The sequence below is a fragment of the Streptomyces sp. NPDC101225 genome (assembly GCF_044767585.1).
Taxonomy (GTDB): Bacteria; Actinomycetota; Actinomycetes; order Streptomycetales; family Streptomycetaceae; genus Streptomyces.
Window position 1 is genome coordinate 359,613 of sequence record NZ_JBIWOE010000002.1, and the last position, 19,080, is coordinate 378,692.

Genomic DNA, 19,080 nt, shown 5'->3' on the forward strand with positions numbered 1-19,080 from the left:
CGTGAGCCGCCCCCGTCACCGCACCCCGCACCCCTCGTCCACGAGCGCCCTCGTCCAGGAGCGGGGGGCCGGGGGCGCCGCCATGGCGGTCGGGCCGGCCGACGACCGCGTGCGGATCACCGTCAGGGCCGGCTGGTCGTGGGCGTCGGTGCTCCGCCCGCCCGGCAGGTTCGTGTCCACGGCCTCCTCGCGGTGCAGGAGCCAGAGGGTGCAGGCCAGCGTGGAGACGTCCCTGTTGACCGGGAACAGGGCGGCATCGGGCTCGCTCCAGTTGAGGACCTCGCCCGTCTCGCCGTCGACGACCAGGCTGTCGCCCTCGGCGACACGGCCGAGCCGGATCAGGTGCGAGGCCCGGCGCGGCAGCCGGGTGGGGTCGAGGCCGTCGGGGTCCTGGTGGGCGTAGTGCTCGGCCAGCGTCGGCAGGGGTGCGTCCGTGTCGAGGCCGAGGAGGGTGGCGTCCTCGGGCAGCCCCGTCTCGCGCAGGAAGCGGCGGGTCGGCTCGTGGGTGAGGGTCGCGGGGAAGTCGACGTCCTCGAAGCGCCACATCCTGCCGGGGCCGAACTCCCGGTCCAGCAACCGGGCGGGAAGGTCCAGGGCGAGCCCGGAGGCGGCGCCCGGGCCCGGCACCGGTGCGAGCGGACGGATCAGTGCGGCCGCCTTCCACAACGGCGGGACCTCGGCGTCGGCGCCCGCCTCGAAGACCGCCAGCAGCCGGCGGGCCGCCTCCGCCGCCGCCTTCGGGCCGCAGCGGCCGGCGTAGGAGGCGAGCCGGGCCCGCAGTCCGGCCAGTGCGTCCGCGGCCGTGGCGAACCGCACCAGCGTCCTGAGCGACGGGGCGAGGGGCCGGCGGTGCATCAGGTCCGGGCGGTCGTACAGGAAGTACGCCGTCGTCACCGCGCCCGTCGCGCCGAGCAGCACCGGCTCCCCCGTGGCGCCCCGCGGATCGAGCGGCGCGCCGACGACCAGTCGGTCCCGCAGCTTCGCCGTCGGGCGTCCGCCGGGGTCGCCCGTGGAGGCCCCGGCCGTCCGCAGACCCTCCCTGCACCGCTCCTCGAAGGAGAGCAGGTGGCAGCCGGCCGGCAGTCCGGGCCCCGCCGGCCGGCGGCGCGTCGGCCCGTGCGTGACGTACGGATCGAGCTGGTCACCGCTCAGGGTGATCGCCGTCATGGCGGCACCGGTCGTGCTCATCGCGTCCCCCGCATGTGCTTGCCCACAGTCCCCGTGCGGGGCGCGGCCGGGCGCGCGTCATGACGCCGTACGACCCGGGCAGCCGTCCCCACTGCCCGGAACATTACGCCTCGCCACTGACAACGCTCCCGGATCACAGGACGCCGGCGCCGCCCCGTCCGTTCCCGCCCGGCACGGATCACCGGCACCGCCGCACGGCCCTGGAGCGCGTTTCGAACGACACCCCCTAGGTGAAGTACACGCCGCCCAGCACGACGGCCAGCGCCGCCACCATGAACACCAGGAACCAGATCAGCAACTTGCCGATGCCGGGCGGGGGTTCGTAGCGGGGCTCCTCGGGGCCGGGTCCGGCGTCCGGGTCGGTCATCGGTCCGTCACCACCGCTGCCTGGGGCCTTATCGGGAGGCGGTTGACCGGGCGTCCGGTGGCGGCGCGTACCGCGGAGGCGACCGCCGCCGGGGAGGTGACCACCGGCACCGCGCTCACCGCCTTCGCGCCGAAGGGGGCCACCACGTCACGCTCCTCCACGAGCTTGACGATCCGGATGTCCGGTGCGTCCAGGGCCGTCGGGAGGGCATAGCCGGTGAGGTCCGGGTGGCGGATCAGCCCGCGCGCGGTGCGCAGGTTCTCCGTCAGCGCGATGCCCACGCCCTGGGTGACGCCGGCCTCGATACGGGCGGCCAGCTGGGCCGGGTTGAGCACCCGGCCGACGTCCTGCGCGAGCGCCAGCTCCACGACCCGTACCGAGCCGAGTTCGATGTCCACGTCCACCACCGCGCGGATCGCGCAGAAGGACATGCCCACGAACGCGTCGCCCTGGCCGGCCTCGTTCAGCGGCTCGGTGGGGTGCGGGCGGCACTGGGCGGTCGCCCACAGCTCCTTGCCGTCCATCGCCTCGGTGACGGTGGTCGACAGCACGCCGTCGTACGACGTGATCTTGCCGTCGGTGATCTGCAGCAGCTCCGTCGACATGCCGAACTTGTGGGCGAGGGGCTGCAGGAGCTGGGTGCGGACCATCTTCGCCGCGCGCTCCACCGCCCCGCCCGACACCCAGGTGTGACGGCCGCGGCAGCCCGCGCCGGCCGGCGGCTGGTCGGTGTCGACGGGCGCGACGTGCACCTCGTCGATGCCGAGGGTCTCCTGGACGATCTGGCGGGCCAGCGTGGTGAATCCCTGGCCGGTCTCGACGGCCGCGCAGAGCACGGTCGCCACACCGTCCTGGACCTTGACCGTCGCCGTGGAGACCTCGTCGGCGCCCTCCGTGCCGAGCATGTGCACCATGCCCAGGCCGTAGCCCACGCCCCGGCGCACCGCGCCCGGTTCACCCGCGCCCTCGGGGCCGCCCGGCAGCAGCCACTCGTCCTCGGGAGTGTCCTTGGGCAGCGGTGGCAGCGGGAAGTCCCGTACCGCCTGGAGGAGTTCGGCGACCGGCGCCGGGCAGGTCACCGTCTGTCCCGTCGGCAGGACGTCCCCGGTCGCCATGGCGTTGCGCAGGCGCAGGTCCGCCGGATCGACGCCCAGCTTCTTGGCCAGCTTGTCCATCTGCGCCTCGTAGGCGGCGCAGACCTGCATCGCGCCCTCTCCGCGCACATGGCCGGAGGGCGGGTTGTTGGTGCGTACGGCCCAGCCCTCGATGAAGGCGTTCGGCACGACGTAGGGACCGCAGGCGAAGGCCACGGCGGCGGCCAGGGCCTCGGCGGAGGTGTCGGCGTAGGCGCCCGCGTCGAGCAGGATCTGCGCCTCGACCTTCACCAGCCTGCCCTCGGCGTCGGCGTGGTGGCGGTAGCGCAGGAGCGTCGGATGCCGGTGGGTGTGGCCGAGGAAGGACTCCTCGCGCGTCGCGGTGAGCTTCACCGGGCAGCCCGTCCTGAGCGCGAGCAGGCCGAGCGGGAGCTGGAAGCCCCGGTCCTCGCGGTCGGCGGTCGCGCCCGGCACACCGGTGACCACGATCTTCACGCGCTCGGGTTCCAGGCCGTAGCAGGCGGCGGCGGTGTCGCGGTCGGCGTGCGGGTCGGTGGAGGCCAGGTACAGCTCCACGCCGCCGTCGGGGCGGGGCACGGCGAGGCCGGCCTCGGCACCGATGGGGGCCGGGTCCTGGCGGCCGATGCGGTACTGGCCCTCGACGACGACGTCGCCGGCCGCGTCGGGGTCGCCGTGGCGCAGCGGGATGTGCCGGATCAGGTTGCCGTCCGGGTGCAGCGGCTCGGCCTCGAAGGCCTGCTCGGGGTCGGTCACCGGGTCGAGCACCTCGTACTCGACGATGACGGCCGCGGCGGCCATCCGCGCGGTGTCGGGGTGGTCGGCGGCGACGGCGGCGATGGGCTCGCCGTGGTGGCGCACCACCTCGGAGGCGAACACGGGCCGGTCGGCGCTGCCGCGGCCGTACCGCGCCTCGCCCGGCACGTCCTCGTGCGTGACGACGGCCCGTACGCCGGGCATCTCGCGCGCGTGGGTGGTGTCGATGGAGACGATGCGCGCGTGCGGGTGCGGGGAGCGCAGCACGGCGGCCCACAGCAGCCCCTCGGCCCACAGGTCGGCCGCGTACGGGAACGTGCCCTCGGTCTTGGCGCGGGTGTCCGCGGCCGGCAGGGAGGCACCGAGGCCGTGCGGCAGCGACTCGGGGGCGGGTACCGGCTCCGTCGCGGCGTTCGCCGTCACGGTCTCGTTGCTCACGCCTGGCCTCCGTCCTGGCCGTACGGCTGGTCATGCGGTCCCGGCGCCGCCTCGGCACCGGGTGACTCGAACGCCGACGCGTTGACGCCGCCGGCTCCCGGGCCCGCCTGGTGAGGGATACGGGCCTCCTCGCCGTCCTGTTCGGCGGAGTCGCCCGCGGACAGCGTCTCGCGTTCGGCGACGACCTCCTGGACGGCTTCCACCACGCCGCGGTAGCCGGAGCAGCGGCACAGGTTGCCGCACAGCGCCTGGCGGGTCTCCAGCCGGGTGGGCGCCGGGTTGCCCTCCAGCAGGTCGTGCACGGTCATCGCCATGCCGGGCACGCAGAAGCCGCACTGCACCGCGCCGCACCGGGCGAGCGCGCGCTGCACGTCGGAGGGCTGCCCGTCGACGGCGAGCCCCTCGACCGTACGGACCTCGCTGCCGGCGGCGGTCACGGCGGGGACCAGGCAGGAGGCCACGAGCCGCCCGTCGACCTGCACGTTGCACGCCCCGCACTCGCCCTGCGAGCAGCCGTCCTTGGCACCCGCGAGACCCAGCCGCTCGCGCAGCACGTACAGCAGCGACTCGCCGATCCAGGCGTCCGAGACGGGGCGCTCCACGTCGTTGACGCGCAGCACGTAGGAGGCGAGGGGGTGCTCCTCGCCGGGGAACGGCGGCGGCGCCTCGACCTCGGCGTCCGGCGCGCCGGCGGGCCGCGGTCCTGCCGAACTGCCGTCGGACTCGGGCGCGTTGGGGGCGGCCGGCGCGGAAACGGCGTCCGCCGGGGGCTCCGCGCGCCGCTCCACGGCCTCCTCAGGCGCCTCCACGGGCCTCTGGGCGGCCTCGTCCGTCCCCGGGGCCTCACCGGCCCCACCGGGCCCGCGCGGGTCCTGTGCGGCGGTCCGGGCGGCCTCGGCGGGCGTCTCGGCGTGGGGGCCGTCGGGGGGCGCGTCCGCGTAGGGACCGCCGGTGTGCGGGCGGGCGTGGTCCTCGGCGGCCCGCGCCCGGGACTGCCCGGCGGTGTGCGCCGGCACGCCGTCCGCCTCGCGCGCGGCCGGGTCCGGCTCGGCGGGGCCGGGGGGCCGCGGCGCGCGCTCCTCGGGGCGGCCGCCGGGGTGCGCCGCGGGGCGCTCGTAGGGGTGGCCGGCGTCCGCGGGAGGCTCGGCGGGCGCGTGCGCCTGCCCGGACCCCTCGTCGTGCGGGGCCTGCTCCTCGGACTGCGGCGGGGCCCACTGCTGTCCCGTGCCGTCCGTCGCCCAGGGGGCCGCGGCGCCGCCGGGAAGCGTGGCGGGCGGTGTGCCGCCCCACTGCTGCACCAGGGACGATGTCGTGAACTCGCCCGATTCGTCCGGAAGGTCGCCTCCGGCGACGGGGATCGACCACTGCCCGGTCACGTCGTGGCCGGGGGCGGACCCCGCCCCGGGGCCCGCGGGTTCCTCGAAGTTCCACTGCTGGGTGGCCGCGGGGTTGTACGAGAACCGGTCGTCCGCGCCCTCCTGCGGGGCCGCGTTCGGGTCGGGCCACCGGGCACCGTCGGCGGGCGCCCCCCAGGCGCCGGCGGCGTTCGGGCCGGCCTCCGCGGCCGGCTCCGGGTCGGGCGTTATGGGCGGCGGTACGTAGCCGTGGCCGGGCGCGGCGAGCGGGCTGCCCTCGGCGGCCAGCAGGGCGTCGATACCGCCCTCCGGGAGTTTCACGAAGGCGGTGGCGCCGTCGTCGTAGTCGCCCTGGGGCAGCGGGTCCCAGCGGCCGCCGCTGCGGGGCGTGCCCTCTCCGTGCTGGTCGTCGCTCACGACAGCGCCCTCCCCAGTGCTCGTCGGGCCAGCGCGGCGACGGTGCGCCGCAGGTGCAGTACGGCGGGCGGAAGCGGCTGGACGGTGCCGTCCGCCTCGGGGACGGAGTCGGGGATGCAGGCCGCGGCGACGTACTCCCCGAAGGCGTTCAGCGCGTCCGGCACGATCGTGCGGCCGTTGTCCCAGTCGATGAGCCGGGCGACCCACTGCTCGGCGTCCAGGGGCCTGAGCGGCATCGGCGCTATGGCGCCGACGGCGCACCGCACTCCGCGCCGGGCGGGATCGAGGACGAGCGCGACGGAGGCGACCGCGCGCCCCGGGCCGGTCCGGCCGGTCGCCTTCAGGAAGACCTGCGGCGCGTGCAGCAGGGGCACGCGCACGTACCCGATGAGTTCGCCGCCGCGCAGCATGTCCACACCGGCCAGCAGGTGGGAGACCGGGAGCTCTCGGCGGGCTCCGCCCGGGCCCGCGATGATCAGGGTCGCCTCCAGGGCGGCCAGCACCGGCAGGGCGTCCCCGGTGGGGGCGGCCGAGGCGATGTTGCCGCCCAGGGTGCCCGCGTTGCGGATCTGCGGGGGACCCGCCGCGCGCGCGGCGGCGGCGAGCGCCGGGATCAGGGCGGCGAAGTCGGGGCGGCCCATGCGCGCGTGCGTGAGCCCGGCGCCCAGCAGGGCGTGCCCGTCCTGGTACTGCCAGCCGCGGATCTCGCTGATCCTGCCGAGCCCGACCAGCGCGGACGGCCGGAGCTGGCCGGAGTTGACGGCGGCCATGAGATCGGTGCCGCCGGCCACCGGCACGGCGGTGGGCACGGCGGTGAGCGCCGCCACGGCCTCGTCGAGCGTCGTGGGCAGCGTGACGGCCTGCGCCGCCTGCGGTGCGTGCGTGGTCAAACCGGCTGCCCCTTCCCGCTGCCCCACCTGGTCCCACCTGTGCTGCCGTACGGTACGTGCTGACAGGGCGGACGTGGCAACTCTGGCACATCTTCGCAAGGGCCGAAGACAGGGGTCCACTAGGAGGCATTCGCCCACCTCACCTGCGGGATGGACCGTTTTCGCCCAGCATCACCGATGCGTTCCGATTGGCACTCTTCGGTGATGCTTACGACGATTTTGCCTCACGTGTTCGGGGGCGGGCCTACCTGTTCGGGGGCGCTCCCTCGATGGGCCGCCCGAGCACGCCGGGGCGCCGCTGCCACGGCAGCGGGCCGGCCGGCCGCCGGTAGCCCACTCCCAGGGCGTCAAGTCGCCGGTAGTGCGCGGACATCCGCCGCTCGAAGCCGGCGAAGTCCCGCTCGGCCGGGGCGGGCAGGTCGCTCCAGGCCACCTCCGCGAAGGCGGCGAGCCTCGGGTACGTCTGGTAGTCCACGCGCCCCTGGTCCTCCATCACCTCGGTCCACACGTTGGCCTGTGTGCCGAGCACATGACGGGCCTCGTCCTCGGTGAGCTGCGCGGGCACCGGCTCGAACCGGTAGACGTCCTCCAGGGTGCGGACGAAGCCGATCGGCACCGGCTCCTCCTCGCCCGCCGCCTGACGGTGGTCCAGATACACGTACTGTTCGGGGCACATGACGACGTCGTGGCCCGCCCGCGCGGCGGCGACCCCGCCCGCGTACCCCCGCCACGAGGACACGGCCGCGCCCTTCGCGAGCCCGCCCTCGATGATTTCGTCCCAGCCGATGAGCCTGCGCCCGCGCGCGCTCAGCCATGTGTCGAAGTGCCCGACGAACCAGGACTGCAACGCGTCCTCGTCCCTCAGCCCGAGTTCCTCGATACGGGCCTGCGCGGCCGGGGACCGGCGCCACTGGTCCTTGCGGCATTCGTCGCCGCCCACGTGGACGAACTCCGAGGGGAACAACTCCAGCACTTCCTCGAACACCCCCTCGTAGAAGCGCAGGGTGTTGTCGGTGGGAGCGAGTACGTTGGCGGAGATCCCCCAGGTGTCCCAGACCGGGAGGGCGGTGGTGTCGACGACGTCGGTGTTGCCGAGTTCGGGATACGCGGCGATGGCGGCCTGCGAGTGTCCCGGTACGTCGATTTCGGGGACGACGGTGATATGCCGCTCGGCGGCGTAGGCGACGATCTCGCGGATGTCGTCCTGGGTGTAGAAGCCGCCGTGCGGCTTGTCCTCCCACAGCGGTGAGGCGCGGTGGCCGAATTTGGTGCGCGCCCGCCAGGAGCCGGTCTCCGTCAGCTTCGGATACCGCCGGATCTCGACGCGCCAGCCCTGGTCGTCCGTCAAGTGGAAGTGGAGGACGTTGAGTTTGTGCGCGGCCATCAGGTCGAGCTGGCGCAGGATGCCTTCCTTGGGCATGAAGTGCCGGGCCACGTCGAGCAGGAGACCGCGCCAGCGGAAGCGCGGCGCGTCGCGGATGCCGACCGCGGGCACGTCCCACCTCCGCCTCGAGGTGACCGGGGCCCGGCGGAAGGCGTCGGGGCCCAGGAGCTGGCGGAAGGTCTGGGCGGCGTAGAACAGCCCGGCCTCGCCGGCGCCCCGAAGACGGATCAGGCGCTCGTCGACGACCAGGTCGTAGGCCTCCGGGCCGTCGGCCTCCTGCGGGTCGATGCGCAGCACGACGCGGCTCGCGCCGTCGGTGTGGGGCCGCAGCGGCAGCCCGGTCGCGGCGCCGACGGTGGCCCGCAGCCACTGCGCGACCCGCTCGGTGCCGGGGCCCGCGTCGACCTCCGTCCCGGCGTCGAGGACGTGGCCCACGCCCCCGCCGGGCAGAGCTTCCGCGATGCCGCTCGGCGCGGGAACCAGTTCCGTCTCTGAAGTCACGTCAGTCCTTTACCGCTCCGCCCAGTCCGGAGACCAGCCGTCGCTGTACGAGTACGAAGAACACCAGCACCGGAATCGTCATCACCGTGGAGGCGGCCATGACCCCTCCCCAGTCCGGGTCGTCCGGTTTGTAGAACACCAGCAACGCCATCGGCAGGGTCGACTGCGAAGTGTCGCTGATGATGAAGGACTTGGCGTAGAGGAAGTCGTTCCAGGCGGAGATGAAGGAGAACACGCTCGTGGCCACGAGCCCCGGCAGCACGAGCGGGAAAAGGATCTGCCACAGAAATCGCGCGCGGCTCGCGCCGTCGATGTACGCGGCCTCCTCCAATGCCTCCGGGACCGCCTTCACAAACCCCCGCAGCATCCAGATCGCGAACGGCAGCGAGAAGGCGATGTGCGGCAGGATCAGCGAGCCGAGTGTGTTCAGCAGACCGAAGTCCCGCATCTGGAAGAACAAGGGGATGGTGAGCGCCTCCACCGGCACCATCTGGGCCACCAGAAACATGATCAGCAAGGTGGTCCGGAAGCGGAAGCGGAATCGGGTCACGGCGGTCGCGGCGAGAAAGGCGATGAGCGCCGATACGAGGACGACACTGCCCGCCACCACCAGGCTGTTGACGAAATACCGGCCGAAATCCTGCTGCCCGAACACCCGCCGGAAGGAATCCAGGGACGGCGCCGTGGTCCACGGCCGCGGCTCGGTCGACTCGATCTCCCCGGCCGGCTTGAAGGCGCTGAGGACCATCCAGTACAGCGGGAAGGCGACGACGGCCGCGATCAGCAGCGCCGACACCTCCGCCGCGAGCCGCCCCGGGCGCCGCACACGCGCGTGCGGAAGATTCACAGCTCCTCCCCCTGGCGGCGCAGCAGCCGCAGGTAGACCAGCGTCACGGCGAGCAGGATCAGCAGCATCACCACGCCGATCGCCGAGCCCAGGCTGTACTGCGAGGACGCGAACGCCTGCTGGTAGGCGTAGACGTTCAGGACCAGGTTCTGGCCCGCGATGCCGCCGCCGCCCGTCATGACGTAGATCTGCGTGAAGACCTTGAAGTCCCAGATGACCGACTGGATGGTGACGACGGTCAGGATCGGGCGCAGCATCGGCGCGAGCACCGAGCGCCAGATGCGCCACTGCGAGGCGCCGTCGAGCGCGGCGGCCTCCAGCACCTCGGCCGGTACGGCGCGGATGCCGGCGTAGACGGTGACCATCACGAACGGGAAGGAGCACCAGACCACTTCGAGCAGGACGAGCAGGAAGGCGCTCAGCCGCCCGTAGGTCCACGAGTGGTCGCCGAGCCCCAGAACGCGGTCGACCGGCCCGAAGTCGGGGTCGAAGAGGAACAGCCAGACCGTCGAACCCGTCACGGCCGGGGTCGCCCACGCGCCCAGCGCGGCCAGCATCAGCGCCAGCCGGGGCAGCGCCCGCACCCGGGTGAGGAGCACCGCGAGCGCGCACCCGACGGCGAGCGTCGACACCACGCAGGCCGCCGCGAACAGCACGGTGGCCAGCAGCACACGCCAGAACTCGCCGTCGGAGAACAGCCGCGCGTAGTTCCCGAACCCCTCGAAGGTGGTCGGCTCGCCGCCGCTGACCTGAGCCTGGGTGTAGTGGAAGAACGAGATCAGCCCGAGCTGGTAGATCGGGTAGAGCAGCAGCCCACCGAGGACGGCAAGCGCCGGCGCCAGATAGAGCCAGGGGACAGCCCCGCCCCCCGAGGGGCGCGGGGAAGCGCGCGGCCGGCCACCGGCGACCCGCACCCGCCGACGCTCGGCGACCCCCGGGCCGGCAGGCGCCGTCATCCGGCGGAGCCGAACGCGTCGTTCATCTTCTTCGCCGCCTCCTCGGCGGCGGCGCCCACGTCCTTCTTCCCGCTGATGACCTCCTGCAGCATCGTCGGCAGGACCTGCTGGGAGTCGATCTGGGACCACCCCGCCGAGGCCGGCACGAACTTGGTCCCGGCGGACAGGGTCTGCGCGAAGGGCTTCACGTACGGATGCTCCGCGGCCACCCGCGCACGGACGTCCCCGAACGTCGGCAGGAAGCCCATCGCGCCGAACATCGCGGCCTGCGTCTTCTTCGAGGTGAGCTGTTCCATCAGGTCGACGGCGAGGGTGCGGTGGGAGGTGCTCTTGAGCACGCCGATGTTGTTGCCGCCCGCGAAGGCGGGCGCGATCGACCCGGCCTTCACCCCCGGCAGCGGCACGACCGCGTACCTGCCCTTGACCTTGCCGGCCTCGACGGCGGCGTGGCTGAAGTCGCCGCCGATCGCCATGCCCGCCTTGCCGGCCGCGAAGGCGGTGACCGTGTCGTTGCCGCCCATGCCCGCGCACTTGGCCGCGGGGCAGTTGGTGTCGCCGAAGAGCGAGGTGTACGCCTTGATGCCCTTGCGCGCGGCCGGGCTGTCGATGGCGGAGGCGTACGAACCGCCCTTGCCGGTGGCGAGTTCGCCGCCGTTGGCCCAGACGAAGGGCATCGCGCCGTAGGTGTACGCGCCGCCGACGGCGATGCCGTAGAGAGCGGGCCTCGCGGCGTGGATCCGGCGGGCCGCGGAGGCCAGTTCGTCCATGGTCCTCGGTGGCCGCAGCCCCAGCTGCTCGAAGACGTCCGTGCGGTAGTACAGGGCGCGGACGCCGACGTAGTACGGCGAGCCGTACATCCTGCCGTCGACGGTGACGGACGTCTTCGCGGTGGGGTCGGTGTCCTTGGACTCGCTCCACCTGCCGAACGCGTCGGTGACGTCGAGGAGTCCGCCGTCCTTCACGTAGCCGGCCGTGTCGGTGTTGCCGAACTCCATCACGTCGGGGGCCGACTTCGGGTCGTTGAAGGCGGCTTTGACGCGCTGGGCCCGGGTGTCGACCGGGATGTACTCGACATGGACCTCGGTGCCCCGGTGGGCCTTCTCGAAGGCGGCCACCACCGAGTCGACGGCCTTCTGCTTCGGCTCGTTGCCGACCTCCTGGAAGAGCCAGACCCGCAGCGTGCCGGTCTTCTCGTCCTTCTCGGAGGAGGAGTTGGAGGACGTCTGGGGGGCACAGGCGGTGACGGCCAGGGCCGTGAGCAGGACGGCGAGACGCGGGGACAGCTTCATGGAGTGACCCTCCGGGCAGGCGTTGCAACATATGCAATGACGGTTTCGCTCTGCACAACACAACGGAGGCTAGGGATCACATGAACATGACCACAAGAGGTCTCAACCACTTCGTGACCGGCCGACGCACCCTCTGCAACGCCGGGCAGCACAAAGGCCCCCGAAGCGCGTCACAACGCGCCCGAGGGCCTCGCGGCTCTCAGGAGGGAGCGAGCAGGACTACTTGTCGCCGCCCTTGCCCTTGTCGTCGCCACCGCCGGCGCCCATGGACTCGTAGATCTCCTTGCACATGGGGCACACGGGGTACTTCTTCGGATCACGGCCGGGCACCCACACCTTGCCGCACAGCGCCACGACGGGGGTCCCGTCGAGGGCGCTCGCCATGATCTTGTCCTTCTGGACGTAGTGGGCGAAGCGCTCGTGGTCGCCGTCGCCGTGGGACACCTGTGGCGTCGGCTCAACGAGGGTCCCCGTACCAGTCCCGCGCTCGGGCTCAAGAGTGCTCATAAGTGCCAAGGGTACTGAAGGTCACCCGGATCAGTTGAGCGATGGGTCGTCCGGGTACGTGGCCACCATCGCGAGCTCGTTGCGCTGACGGCGCAGGACCTCGCGCCAGAGTCTTTCCGGCGACGGGGACGAGACGTCGCCGGGCTCCGACTCGACGACGTACCACGCCCCCTCGACCAGCTCGTCCTCCAGCTGGCCGGGTCCCCAGCCCGCGTATCCGGCGAAGATCCGCAGGGAGCCGAGGGCCGAGGCGAGCAGTTCCGGCGGTGCCTCCAGGTCGACCAGTCCGATCGCGCCGTGCACCCTGCGCCAGCCCAGCGGCGCTCCGTCCGCGCTCGCCCCGCCGGGGATGACCGCCACCCCCAGCGCCGAGTCCAGGGAGACCGGGCCGCCCTGGAAGACGACGCCCGGCTCACCGGCGAGGTCCGCCCAGCCCTCCAGAATGTCCCCGACGTCCACCGGGGTCGGGCGGTTGAGGACGACACCGAGGGAGCCCTCCTCGTCGTGGTCGAGAAGGAGCACCACCGCACGGTCGAAGTTCGGGTCCGCCAGGGCGGGCGTTGCCACGAGCAACCGCCCTGTGAGCGAGGACACCTCGGTCATGGCAGACATGATCCCGCATCTTGCCGGGGCTCGGGGAGGCAATGCGGGTAAGAAGGGTGACGGCAGCCATGAAGGGGAGGAGCGGCCTGGTAAGGCCACGGTCGAGGGGGGTGGCGGGAGACGGGTGGGCGGAATGAGGCATGCCCGGCGCACAATGGGGCTCGGTGACCCCATGTGCCCGGCCAGGAGCGGTTCGTGTTGTGACGAAGCTATGACGTAGCTGGGCGGGCCTTGGGCTTACAGAAGGGGGGTGGGCGGCGATTACCCTTTCCCTTCCGGCCCTGTCCCACTCATCGGAACGCGAGATACATGACCGTCAACGGCTCTGACGATGTACTGCTTGTCCACGGCGGAACCCCGCTGGAGGGCGAGATCCGTGTCCGCGGTGCGAAGAACCTCGTACCGAAGGCCATGGTCGCCGCCCTGCTGGGCAGTGAACCGAGTCGGCTGCGCAACGTTCCGGACATCCGAGACGTTCGTGTCGTACGCGGACTCCTGCAGCTGCACGGTGTGACGGTCCGTCCGGGTGAGGAGCCGGGCGAGCTGGTGATGGACCCGACGCACGTCGAGAGCGCCAATGTGGCTGACATCGATGCCCACGCGGGCTCGAGCCGCATCCCGATCCTCTTCTGCGGACCGCTGCTGCACCGCCTCGGGCACGCGTTCATCCCGGGCCTCGGCGGCTGCGACATCGGCGGCCGGCCCATCGACTTCCACTTCGACGTGCTGCGGCAGTTCGGCGCGCGGATCGAGAAGCGGGCGGACGGCCAGTACCTGGAGGCGCCGCAGCGGCTGCGCGGCACGAAGATCCGGCTGCCGTACCCGTCCGTCGGCGCGACCGAGCAGGTGCTGCTCACCGCGGTGCTGGCCGAAGGTGTCACGGAGCTCTCGAACGCGGCCGTGGAGCCGGAGATCGAGGACCTGATCTGCGTCCTGCAGAAGATGGGCGCCATCATCGCGATGGACACCGACCGCACGATCCGGGTCACCGGCGTGGACAAACTGGGCGGTTACACCCACCGTGCCCTCTCCGACCGCCTGGAGGCCGCCTCGTGGGCGTCCGCCGCGCTCGCGACCGAGGGCAACATCTACGTCCGCGGGGCCCAGCAGCGCTCGATGATGACGTTCCTCAACACCTACCGGAAGGTGGGTGGCGCCTTCGAGATCGACGACCAGGGCATCCGGTTCTGGCACCCCGGCGGCCAGTTGAAGTCCATCGCGCTGGAGACGGACGTGCACCCGGGCTTCCAGACGGACTGGCAGCAGCCGCTGGTGGTCGCCCTCACGCAGGCGACGGGCCTGTCCATCATCCACGAGACGGTCTACGAGTCCCGTCTCGGCTTCACCTCCGCGCTCAACCAGATGGGTGCGCACATCCAGCTGTACCGGGAGTGCCTGGGCGGCTCCGACTGCCGCTTCGGCCAGCGCAACTTCCTGCACTCGGCCGTCGTCTCGGGTCCCACCAAGCTCCAGGGCGCCGACCTGGTCATCCCCGACCTGCGCGGCGGCTTCTCGTACCTCATCGCCGCCCTCGCGGCCCAGGGCACCTCCCGGGTCCACGGCATCGAGCTCATCAACCGCGGCTACGAGAACTTCATGGAGAAGCTGGTCGAGCTCGGTGCGAAGGTCGAACTCCCGGGCAAGGCGCTCGGCTGAGCGACACGCTCCCGCCTACGCCGATGGGACGGCCCCCCGGAGTCCGGGTGGCCGTCCCATCGGCATGTGCTGCGCCGCCCCGAAGGGGGCGCGGGGAACTGCGCCGGAGGCGGAGCGCCTACTTGCCCTTCGCGGCTTCCTTGAGCTTGCTGCCCGCGGAGACCTTCACGCTGTAGCCGGCCGGGATCTGGATCGGGTCGCCGGTCTGCGGGTTGCGGGCGGTGCGAGCGGCACGGTGGGTGCGCTCGAAGGTCAGGAAGCCAGGGATGGTGACCTTCTCGTCGCCCTTGGCGACGATCTCGCCGACGGTCTCGGCGAACGCGGCCAGCACGGCGTCGGCGTCCTTGCGGGTCACCTCGGCGCGGTCGGCCAGCGCGGCCACCAGCTCACTGCGGTTCATGTTGTTACTCCCGTGTTCTTCTTGCCGTTGAGGCGTGCCACGCGGCGGAGCCGCGAGTGGGCACGGTGAAGCCGATGCTGCCAGGGTCCTCGGTGACGCCCCGGACCCGGGTCCGACGTCAGACCCTCGCGCCCAGAGACGCATCCTGCCCCCACCTGCGGCGCGAAAGCCAATCCGGCACCCGCAGGAGTCGTGAGAACACCCTTGGGAGTCACACGAAAAGAGGGCTTGAGCCTGGCCGACACGATAAACGGCGATCGGCGGGCCCTGGTTCCACGACGCGCCGGTGCAAGGCCTTGCCGTGGCGATACTCACAACCCGCGCACATCCGCGCCGCCGCCGCGGTCACACCCCCGTCGCGGCCTTCGCGGCGTCCCGCACCGCACCGGCCACCGCGCCCGCGACCTTGTCGTTGAAGACGCTCGGGATGATGTAGTTCGGGTTCAGCTCGTCCTCGGTCACCACGTCCGCGAGCGCGGTTGCGGCCGCGAGCATCATGTCGGTGTTGACCGTGCGGGACTGCGCGTCCAGCAGGCCGCGGAAGACACCCGGGAAGACCAGCACGTTGTTGATCTGGTTGGGGAAGTCGGAGCGGCCGGTGGCCACAACCGCCGCCGTCTGACGGGCGATTGCCGGGTCCACCTCCGGGTCGGGGTTCGCGAGCGCGAACACGACGGCGCCGTCCGCCATGGCGGCCACGTCGTCGCCGTCCAGCACGTTCGGGGCCGAGACGCCGATGAACACGTCGGCGCCGCGCACCGCTTCCTTCAGCGTGCCGCTGAGGCCCTCGGGGTTGGTGTTGTCGGCGATCCAGCGCAGCGGCGAGTCGGCCGGGGCGGCGCGCAGGTCCTCCCGGCCGGCGTGCACGACGCCGTGGATGTCGGCCACGACGGCGTTCTTCACGCCCGCGGCGAGCAGCAGCTTCAGGATGGCCGTACCGGCCGCGCCGGCACCGGACATGACGACCCGGATGTTCTCGATCGCCTTGTCCGTGACGCGCAGCGCGTTCGTCAGGGCGGCGAGGACGACGATGGCGGTGCCGTGCTGGTCGTCGTGGAAGACCGGGATGTCCAGGGCCTCACGCAGCCGCGCCTCGATCTCGAAGCAGCGCGGCGCGGAGATGTCCTCCAGGTTGATGCCGGCGAAGCCCGGGGCGATCGCCTTGACGATCTCGACGATCGCGTCGGAGTCCTGGGTGTCCAGGCAGAGGGGCCAGGCGTCGATGCCGGCGAACCGCTTGAAGAGGGCGGCCTTGCCCTCCATGACCGGCAGCGCGGCCTTCGGTCCGATGTTGCCCAGGCCCAGCACCGCCGAGCCGTCCGTCACGACCGCAACGGAGTTGCGCTTGATGGTCAGACGGCGGGCGTCCTCGGGGTTCTCCGCGATCGCCATGCACACGCGGGCCACACCGGGCGTGTAGACCATGGACAGGTCGTCACGGTTGCGGATGGGGTGCTTCGACGCCATCTCGATCTTGCCGCCGAGGTGCATCAGGAACGTACGGTCCGACACCTTGCCGAGGGTGACGCCCTCGATGCCGCGCAGCTGCTGGACGATCTCCTCGGCGTGGGCCGTGGAACTGGCCGCGATCGTGACGTCGATACGGAGCTTCTCGTGGCCGGAGGCGGTCACGTCGAGGCCGGTCACCGAGCCTCCGTGGGACTCCACGGCGGTGGTGATCTGGGAGACCGCGGTGCCGCTCGCGGGCACCTCCAACCGGACCGTGATCGAGTAGGAGACGCTGGGCGCCGTTGCCATGGCCGACTTCCTCTGCTTTTACCGTGACGCTGGATATGCCGTCCGATGGTCGCACCTACTGTCGAGTAGGCGTTAGTCACCCCGGATTGCGAACGTTTTGTTCACGACGGGAAGAGGCCCGCGTCACGTCGTGACGCGGGCCTCCCGCAGTTCGAGTGGCACCGACCCGCCATGCTCGCCTCGCGGCAAGTGGTCGCTCGTAGCGACGAAGGTTGGGCCCGGGGGCTTGGATCGAGCCGGTGCCACACCCAGGCTAACAAACAGATCCCGTAGGGCCATTCCCGTGCCGGGAGTTCATCCGGTTCTCATCAATCGCGCAGCAGGTCGGGCACGCCGTCCGCGTCCGGCTGGTCCCGTTCTCCCGACACCACCGTCAGCTGCTGGGTCGCGCGGGTGAGCGCGACGTAGAGCACCCGCAGGCCGGCCGGGGACTCGTCCGCGATCTCCGCCGGGGAGACGACGACCGTCGCGTCGTACTCCAGGCCCTTCGCCTCCAGGCTGCCGAGGGCCACCACCCGGTCGTCGAGCCCGGCGAGCCAGCGGGCGGCCTCCTCCCGGCGCTGCATGGCGACCACGACGCCGACGGTGCCGTCGACGCGGTCGAGGAGCCGGGCGGCCTCCTGGCGGACGGTCCGGGCGAGGGATGTCTCCACGACCGTGAAGCGGGGGCGGACACCCGTGGACCGCACGGCCGCCGGGGACTCGGCGCCCGGCATGGCGAGAGCCAGCACCTTGGCGGCCAGCTCGGCGATCTCGGCCGGGTTGCGGTAGTTCACCGTCAGCTGGAAGCGGCGGCGGGGGCGGGTGCCGAGGGCCTCGTCGCGGGCCTCGGCCGCCTCGTCTACGTCGGACCAGGAGGACTGGGCCGGGTCGCCGACGACCGTCCAGGTGGCGTGCCGGCCGCGGCGGCCGACCATGCGCCACTGCATCGGCGTGAGGTCCTGGGCCTCGTCGACGATGACGTGCGCGTACTCGGTGCGCTCCTGCGCCAGCCGCTCGGCCCGCTCGCGCTGCGACTCCTCGCGGACCGGCATCAGTTCCTCCAGGCCGGTGAGCTGCTCCAGCGGGTCCAGCTCGCGTCTGCGCCTCGGGCGGGCCGGGACGCCGAGGATCGCCTGGAGCTCGTCGAGCAGGGCGATGTCGTGCACCGAGTGGCCCTCGCGCCGGAGCGAGCGGGCGACGCGGCGGACCTCACCGGGGTTCAGGATCCGGCGGGCCCAGCGGCCCAGGCGCCGCTCGTCGGCCATCGCCCGCAGCACCGCCGCGGGGGTCAGCTCGGGCCACCAGGCGTCCAGGAACTCGACGAAGGGGTCCTCGGAGGAGACGTCCTCGTCGAAGGAGGAGCGCAGTTCGGCGGCGAGTTCCGGGTCGGTGTGCCGGGCGGCCGCCCCCGACTGCTCCCACAGGGCGTCGAGCAGCAGCTTGCGGGCGCGCGGGCGCAGCAGGTTCACCGGCGCGGTGCCGCCGAGGGCGGCGCGGCGGACCCGTTCCAGCGCCTCCGGCTCCAGCTCCAGGCGGCGCCCGAAGGCGACCACGCGCAGCCGCTGCGGCACGCCGTCGGCCTCCAGCGCTCCCCGCGCCGCCTTCCGCAGCACCTTGAGCATGCGGTACGAGCCCTTGGCGCGGGCGGTGGAGGGGGAGTCGTAGAGCGTGGCCTCGGCGCCGTCGACGAGCGAGCCGATCGCGCGGATGGCGACCTGGCCCTCCTCGCCGAGGGAGGGCAGGACGCCCTCGGTGTACGCGACCAGCAGCGGGGTCGGGGAGACGATGAGGATGCCGCCCGCGTAGCGGCGCCGGTCCTGGTAGAGCAGGTAGGCGGCGCGGTGCAGGGCGACGGCCGTCTTGCCGGTGCCGGGGCCGCCCTCGACATGGGTGACGGAGGCGGCGGGGGCGCGGATGACCAGGTCCTGCTCGGCCTGGATGGAGGCAACGATGTCCCGCATGGTGTGGCTGCGGGCCTGGCCGAGCGCGGCCATCAGGGCGCCGTCGCCGATCACGGCCAGCTCGTCGCCGCCCAGGAAGGCCTTGAGCTCGGGGCGCATCAGGTCGTCCTCGACGCCGAGGACCCTGCGGCCCTTGGAGCGGATGACACGGCGGCGCACGACCCGGCCGGGGTCGACGGGGGTGGAGCGGTAGAAGGGGGCGGCCGCGGGCGCCCGCCAGTCGATGACGAGCGGCGCGTACTCGGAGTCGAGGACGCCGATCCGGCCGATGTGCAGGGTCTCGGCGATGTCGGCCGTGCCGTCCTCGCGCACGGCGCCCTCGGCGGGTTCCACCGCGGTGTAGGCGCCGTCGGGCCCCTTCTTGCCGTCCTTGCCGAGCAGCAGGTCGATCCGGCCGAAGAGGAAGTCCTCGAACTCGTTGTTCAGCCGGTTGAGGTGGACGCCGGCGCGGAAGACCTGGGCGTCCCGCTCGGCGAGGGCGCCGGGCGTGCCGACCTGGCCGCGCTGGGCCGCGTCGTTCATCAGGAACTCGGCTTCGTGGATCTTCTCCTCGAGGCGTCGGTACACCCGGTCCAGGTGCTCCTGTTCGACGCTGATCTCCCGGTCGCGACGAGAGTCGTGATCCGAGCCGACCGCGGTTTCCTGCTGAGCCTGAGCGGCCACCGGGCCCCCTTCTGACGTGCTGGGCAGCCGTCAACCGTACGCGAAGGGGA

The 19,080-nt window shown here is 72.5% G+C and carries 15 protein-coding genes; 1 reads left to right on the top strand and 14 read right to left on the bottom strand.

Annotated elements, in window-relative coordinates; all coding sequences use genetic code 11:
* Window positions 1-15 precede the first annotated feature (15 nt).
* From ACIRPX_RS04420 to ACIRPX_RS04470, 11 genes are all read right to left on the bottom strand, one after another.
* Window positions 16-1,188: an SUKH-4 family immunity protein gene (locus ACIRPX_RS04420; protein ID WP_404188054.1), complete on the bottom strand. Its 1,173-nt coding sequence runs from the start codon at window positions 1,186-1,188 to the stop codon at window positions 16-18.
* A gap of 226 nt (window positions 1,189-1,414) precedes the next feature.
* Window positions 1,415-1,555, bottom strand: coding sequence for a hypothetical protein (locus ACIRPX_RS04425; RefSeq protein ID WP_404188057.1), 141 nt, complete (start codon window positions 1,553-1,555; stop codon window positions 1,415-1,417).
* Entirely contained in the window at window positions 1,552-3,861 is a 2,310-nt protein-coding gene (locus ACIRPX_RS04430; protein WP_404188060.1) for a xanthine dehydrogenase family protein molybdopterin-binding subunit, read from the bottom strand. The genes ACIRPX_RS04425 and ACIRPX_RS04430 overlap by 4 nt, the downstream gene beginning before the upstream one ends.
* Entirely contained in the window at window positions 3,858-5,633 is a 1,776-nt protein-coding gene (locus ACIRPX_RS04435; protein ID WP_404188062.1) for a 2Fe-2S iron-sulfur cluster-binding protein, read from the bottom strand. The genes ACIRPX_RS04430 and ACIRPX_RS04435 overlap by 4 nt, the downstream gene beginning before the upstream one ends.
* Complete coding sequence (locus ACIRPX_RS04440; protein ID WP_404188065.1) at window positions 5,630-6,523, bottom strand: FAD binding domain-containing protein; 894 nt, start codon at window positions 6,521-6,523, stop codon at window positions 5,630-5,632. The genes ACIRPX_RS04435 and ACIRPX_RS04440 overlap by 4 nt, the downstream gene beginning before the upstream one ends.
* A 244-nt stretch (window positions 6,524-6,767) precedes the next feature.
* Complete coding sequence (locus ACIRPX_RS04445; RefSeq protein ID WP_404188068.1) at window positions 6,768-8,408, bottom strand: beta-N-acetylhexosaminidase; 1,641 nt, start codon at window positions 8,406-8,408, stop codon at window positions 6,768-6,770.
* Window position 8,409: 1 nt separating this feature from the next.
* A complete protein-coding gene (locus tag ACIRPX_RS04450; protein WP_404188071.1) occupies window positions 8,410-9,255 on the bottom strand; it encodes a carbohydrate ABC transporter permease in 846 nt (281 codons plus the stop codon).
* Entirely contained in the window at window positions 9,252-10,211 is a 960-nt protein-coding gene (locus ACIRPX_RS04455) for a carbohydrate ABC transporter permease (RefSeq protein ID WP_404188073.1), read from the bottom strand. Before ACIRPX_RS04455 ends, ACIRPX_RS04450 begins: the two co-directional genes overlap by 4 nt.
* Window positions 10,208-11,500, bottom strand: coding sequence for an extracellular solute-binding protein (locus tag ACIRPX_RS04460; protein WP_404188076.1), 1,293 nt, complete (start codon window positions 11,498-11,500; stop codon window positions 10,208-10,210). The genes ACIRPX_RS04455 and ACIRPX_RS04460 overlap by 4 nt, the downstream gene beginning before the upstream one ends.
* A 219-nt stretch (window positions 11,501-11,719) precedes the next feature.
* Window positions 11,720-12,007, bottom strand: coding sequence for a DUF3039 domain-containing protein (locus ACIRPX_RS04465; RefSeq protein ID WP_384250112.1), 288 nt, complete (start codon window positions 12,005-12,007; stop codon window positions 11,720-11,722).
* A 30-nt stretch (window positions 12,008-12,037) separates the two neighbouring features.
* On the bottom strand, window positions 12,038-12,610 hold the full coding sequence (locus ACIRPX_RS04470; protein ID WP_384250304.1) for a YqgE/AlgH family protein: 573 nt from the start codon (window positions 12,608-12,610) through the stop codon (window positions 12,038-12,040).
* Between the two features lie 309 nt (window positions 12,611-12,919).
* On the opposite strand from ACIRPX_RS04470, the gene murA reads away from it, so the two are divergent.
* Window positions 12,920-14,266 carry a UDP-N-acetylglucosamine 1-carboxyvinyltransferase gene (murA, locus tag ACIRPX_RS04475; RefSeq protein WP_404188080.1) on the top strand — a complete coding sequence of 449 codons (1,347 nt, stop codon included), beginning with the start codon at window positions 12,920-12,922 and terminating at the stop codon, window positions 14,264-14,266.
* 118 nt (window positions 14,267-14,384) lie between these two features.
* On the opposite strand, the gene ACIRPX_RS04480 is transcribed toward murA, so the two are convergent.
* The 3 genes from ACIRPX_RS04480 to ACIRPX_RS04490 all read right to left on the bottom strand — a co-directional run bounded on the left by ACIRPX_RS04480 (window position 14,385) and on the right by ACIRPX_RS04490 (window position 19,030).
* Complete coding sequence (locus tag ACIRPX_RS04480) at window positions 14,385-14,666, bottom strand: HU family DNA-binding protein (protein WP_007382399.1); 282 nt, start codon at window positions 14,664-14,666, stop codon at window positions 14,385-14,387.
* Between the two features lie 345 nt (window positions 14,667-15,011).
* Window positions 15,012-16,424 carry an NAD-dependent malic enzyme gene (locus ACIRPX_RS04485; protein ID WP_404188083.1) on the bottom strand — a complete coding sequence of 471 codons (1,413 nt, stop codon included), beginning with the start codon at window positions 16,422-16,424 and terminating at the stop codon, window positions 15,012-15,014.
* A 308-nt stretch (window positions 16,425-16,732) separates the two neighbouring features.
* Entirely contained in the window at window positions 16,733-19,030 is a 2,298-nt protein-coding gene (locus ACIRPX_RS04490; protein ID WP_404188086.1) for a HelD family protein, read from the bottom strand.
* Window positions 19,031-19,080: the final 50 nt, after the last annotated feature.

Bases quoted from the DNA above. Each gene is read 5' to 3' on its own strand.
- ACIRPX_RS04420 (WP_404188054.1), bottom strand. From the start codon at position 1,188: ATGAGCACGACCGGTGCCGCCATGACGGCGATCACCCTGAGCGGTGAC.
- ACIRPX_RS04460 (WP_404188076.1), bottom strand. From the start codon at position 11,500: ATGAAGCTGTCCCCGCGTCTCGCCGTCCTGCTCACGGCCCTGGCCGTC.
- ACIRPX_RS04455 (WP_404188073.1), bottom strand. From the start codon at position 10,211: ATGACGGCGCCTGCCGGCCCGGGGGTCGCCGAGCGTCGGCGGGTGCGG.
- ACIRPX_RS04470 (WP_384250304.1), bottom strand. From the start codon at position 12,610: ATGACCGAGGTGTCCTCGCTCACAGGGCGGTTGCTCGTGGCAACGCCC.
- ACIRPX_RS04425 (WP_404188057.1), bottom strand. From the start codon at position 1,555: ATGACCGACCCGGACGCCGGACCCGGCCCCGAGGAGCCCCGCTACGAA.
- ACIRPX_RS04485 (WP_404188083.1), bottom strand. From the start codon at position 16,424: ATGGCAACGGCGCCCAGCGTCTCCTACTCGATCACGGTCCGGTTGGAG.
- ACIRPX_RS04480 (WP_007382399.1), bottom strand. From the start codon at position 14,666: ATGAACCGCAGTGAGCTGGTGGCCGCGCTGGCCGACCGCGCCGAGGTG.
- ACIRPX_RS04465 (WP_384250112.1), bottom strand. From the start codon at position 12,007: ATGAGCACTCTTGAGCCCGAGCGCGGGACTGGTACGGGGACCCTCGTT.
- murA (WP_404188080.1), top strand. From the start codon at position 12,920: ATGACCGTCAACGGCTCTGACGATGTACTGCTTGTCCACGGCGGAACC.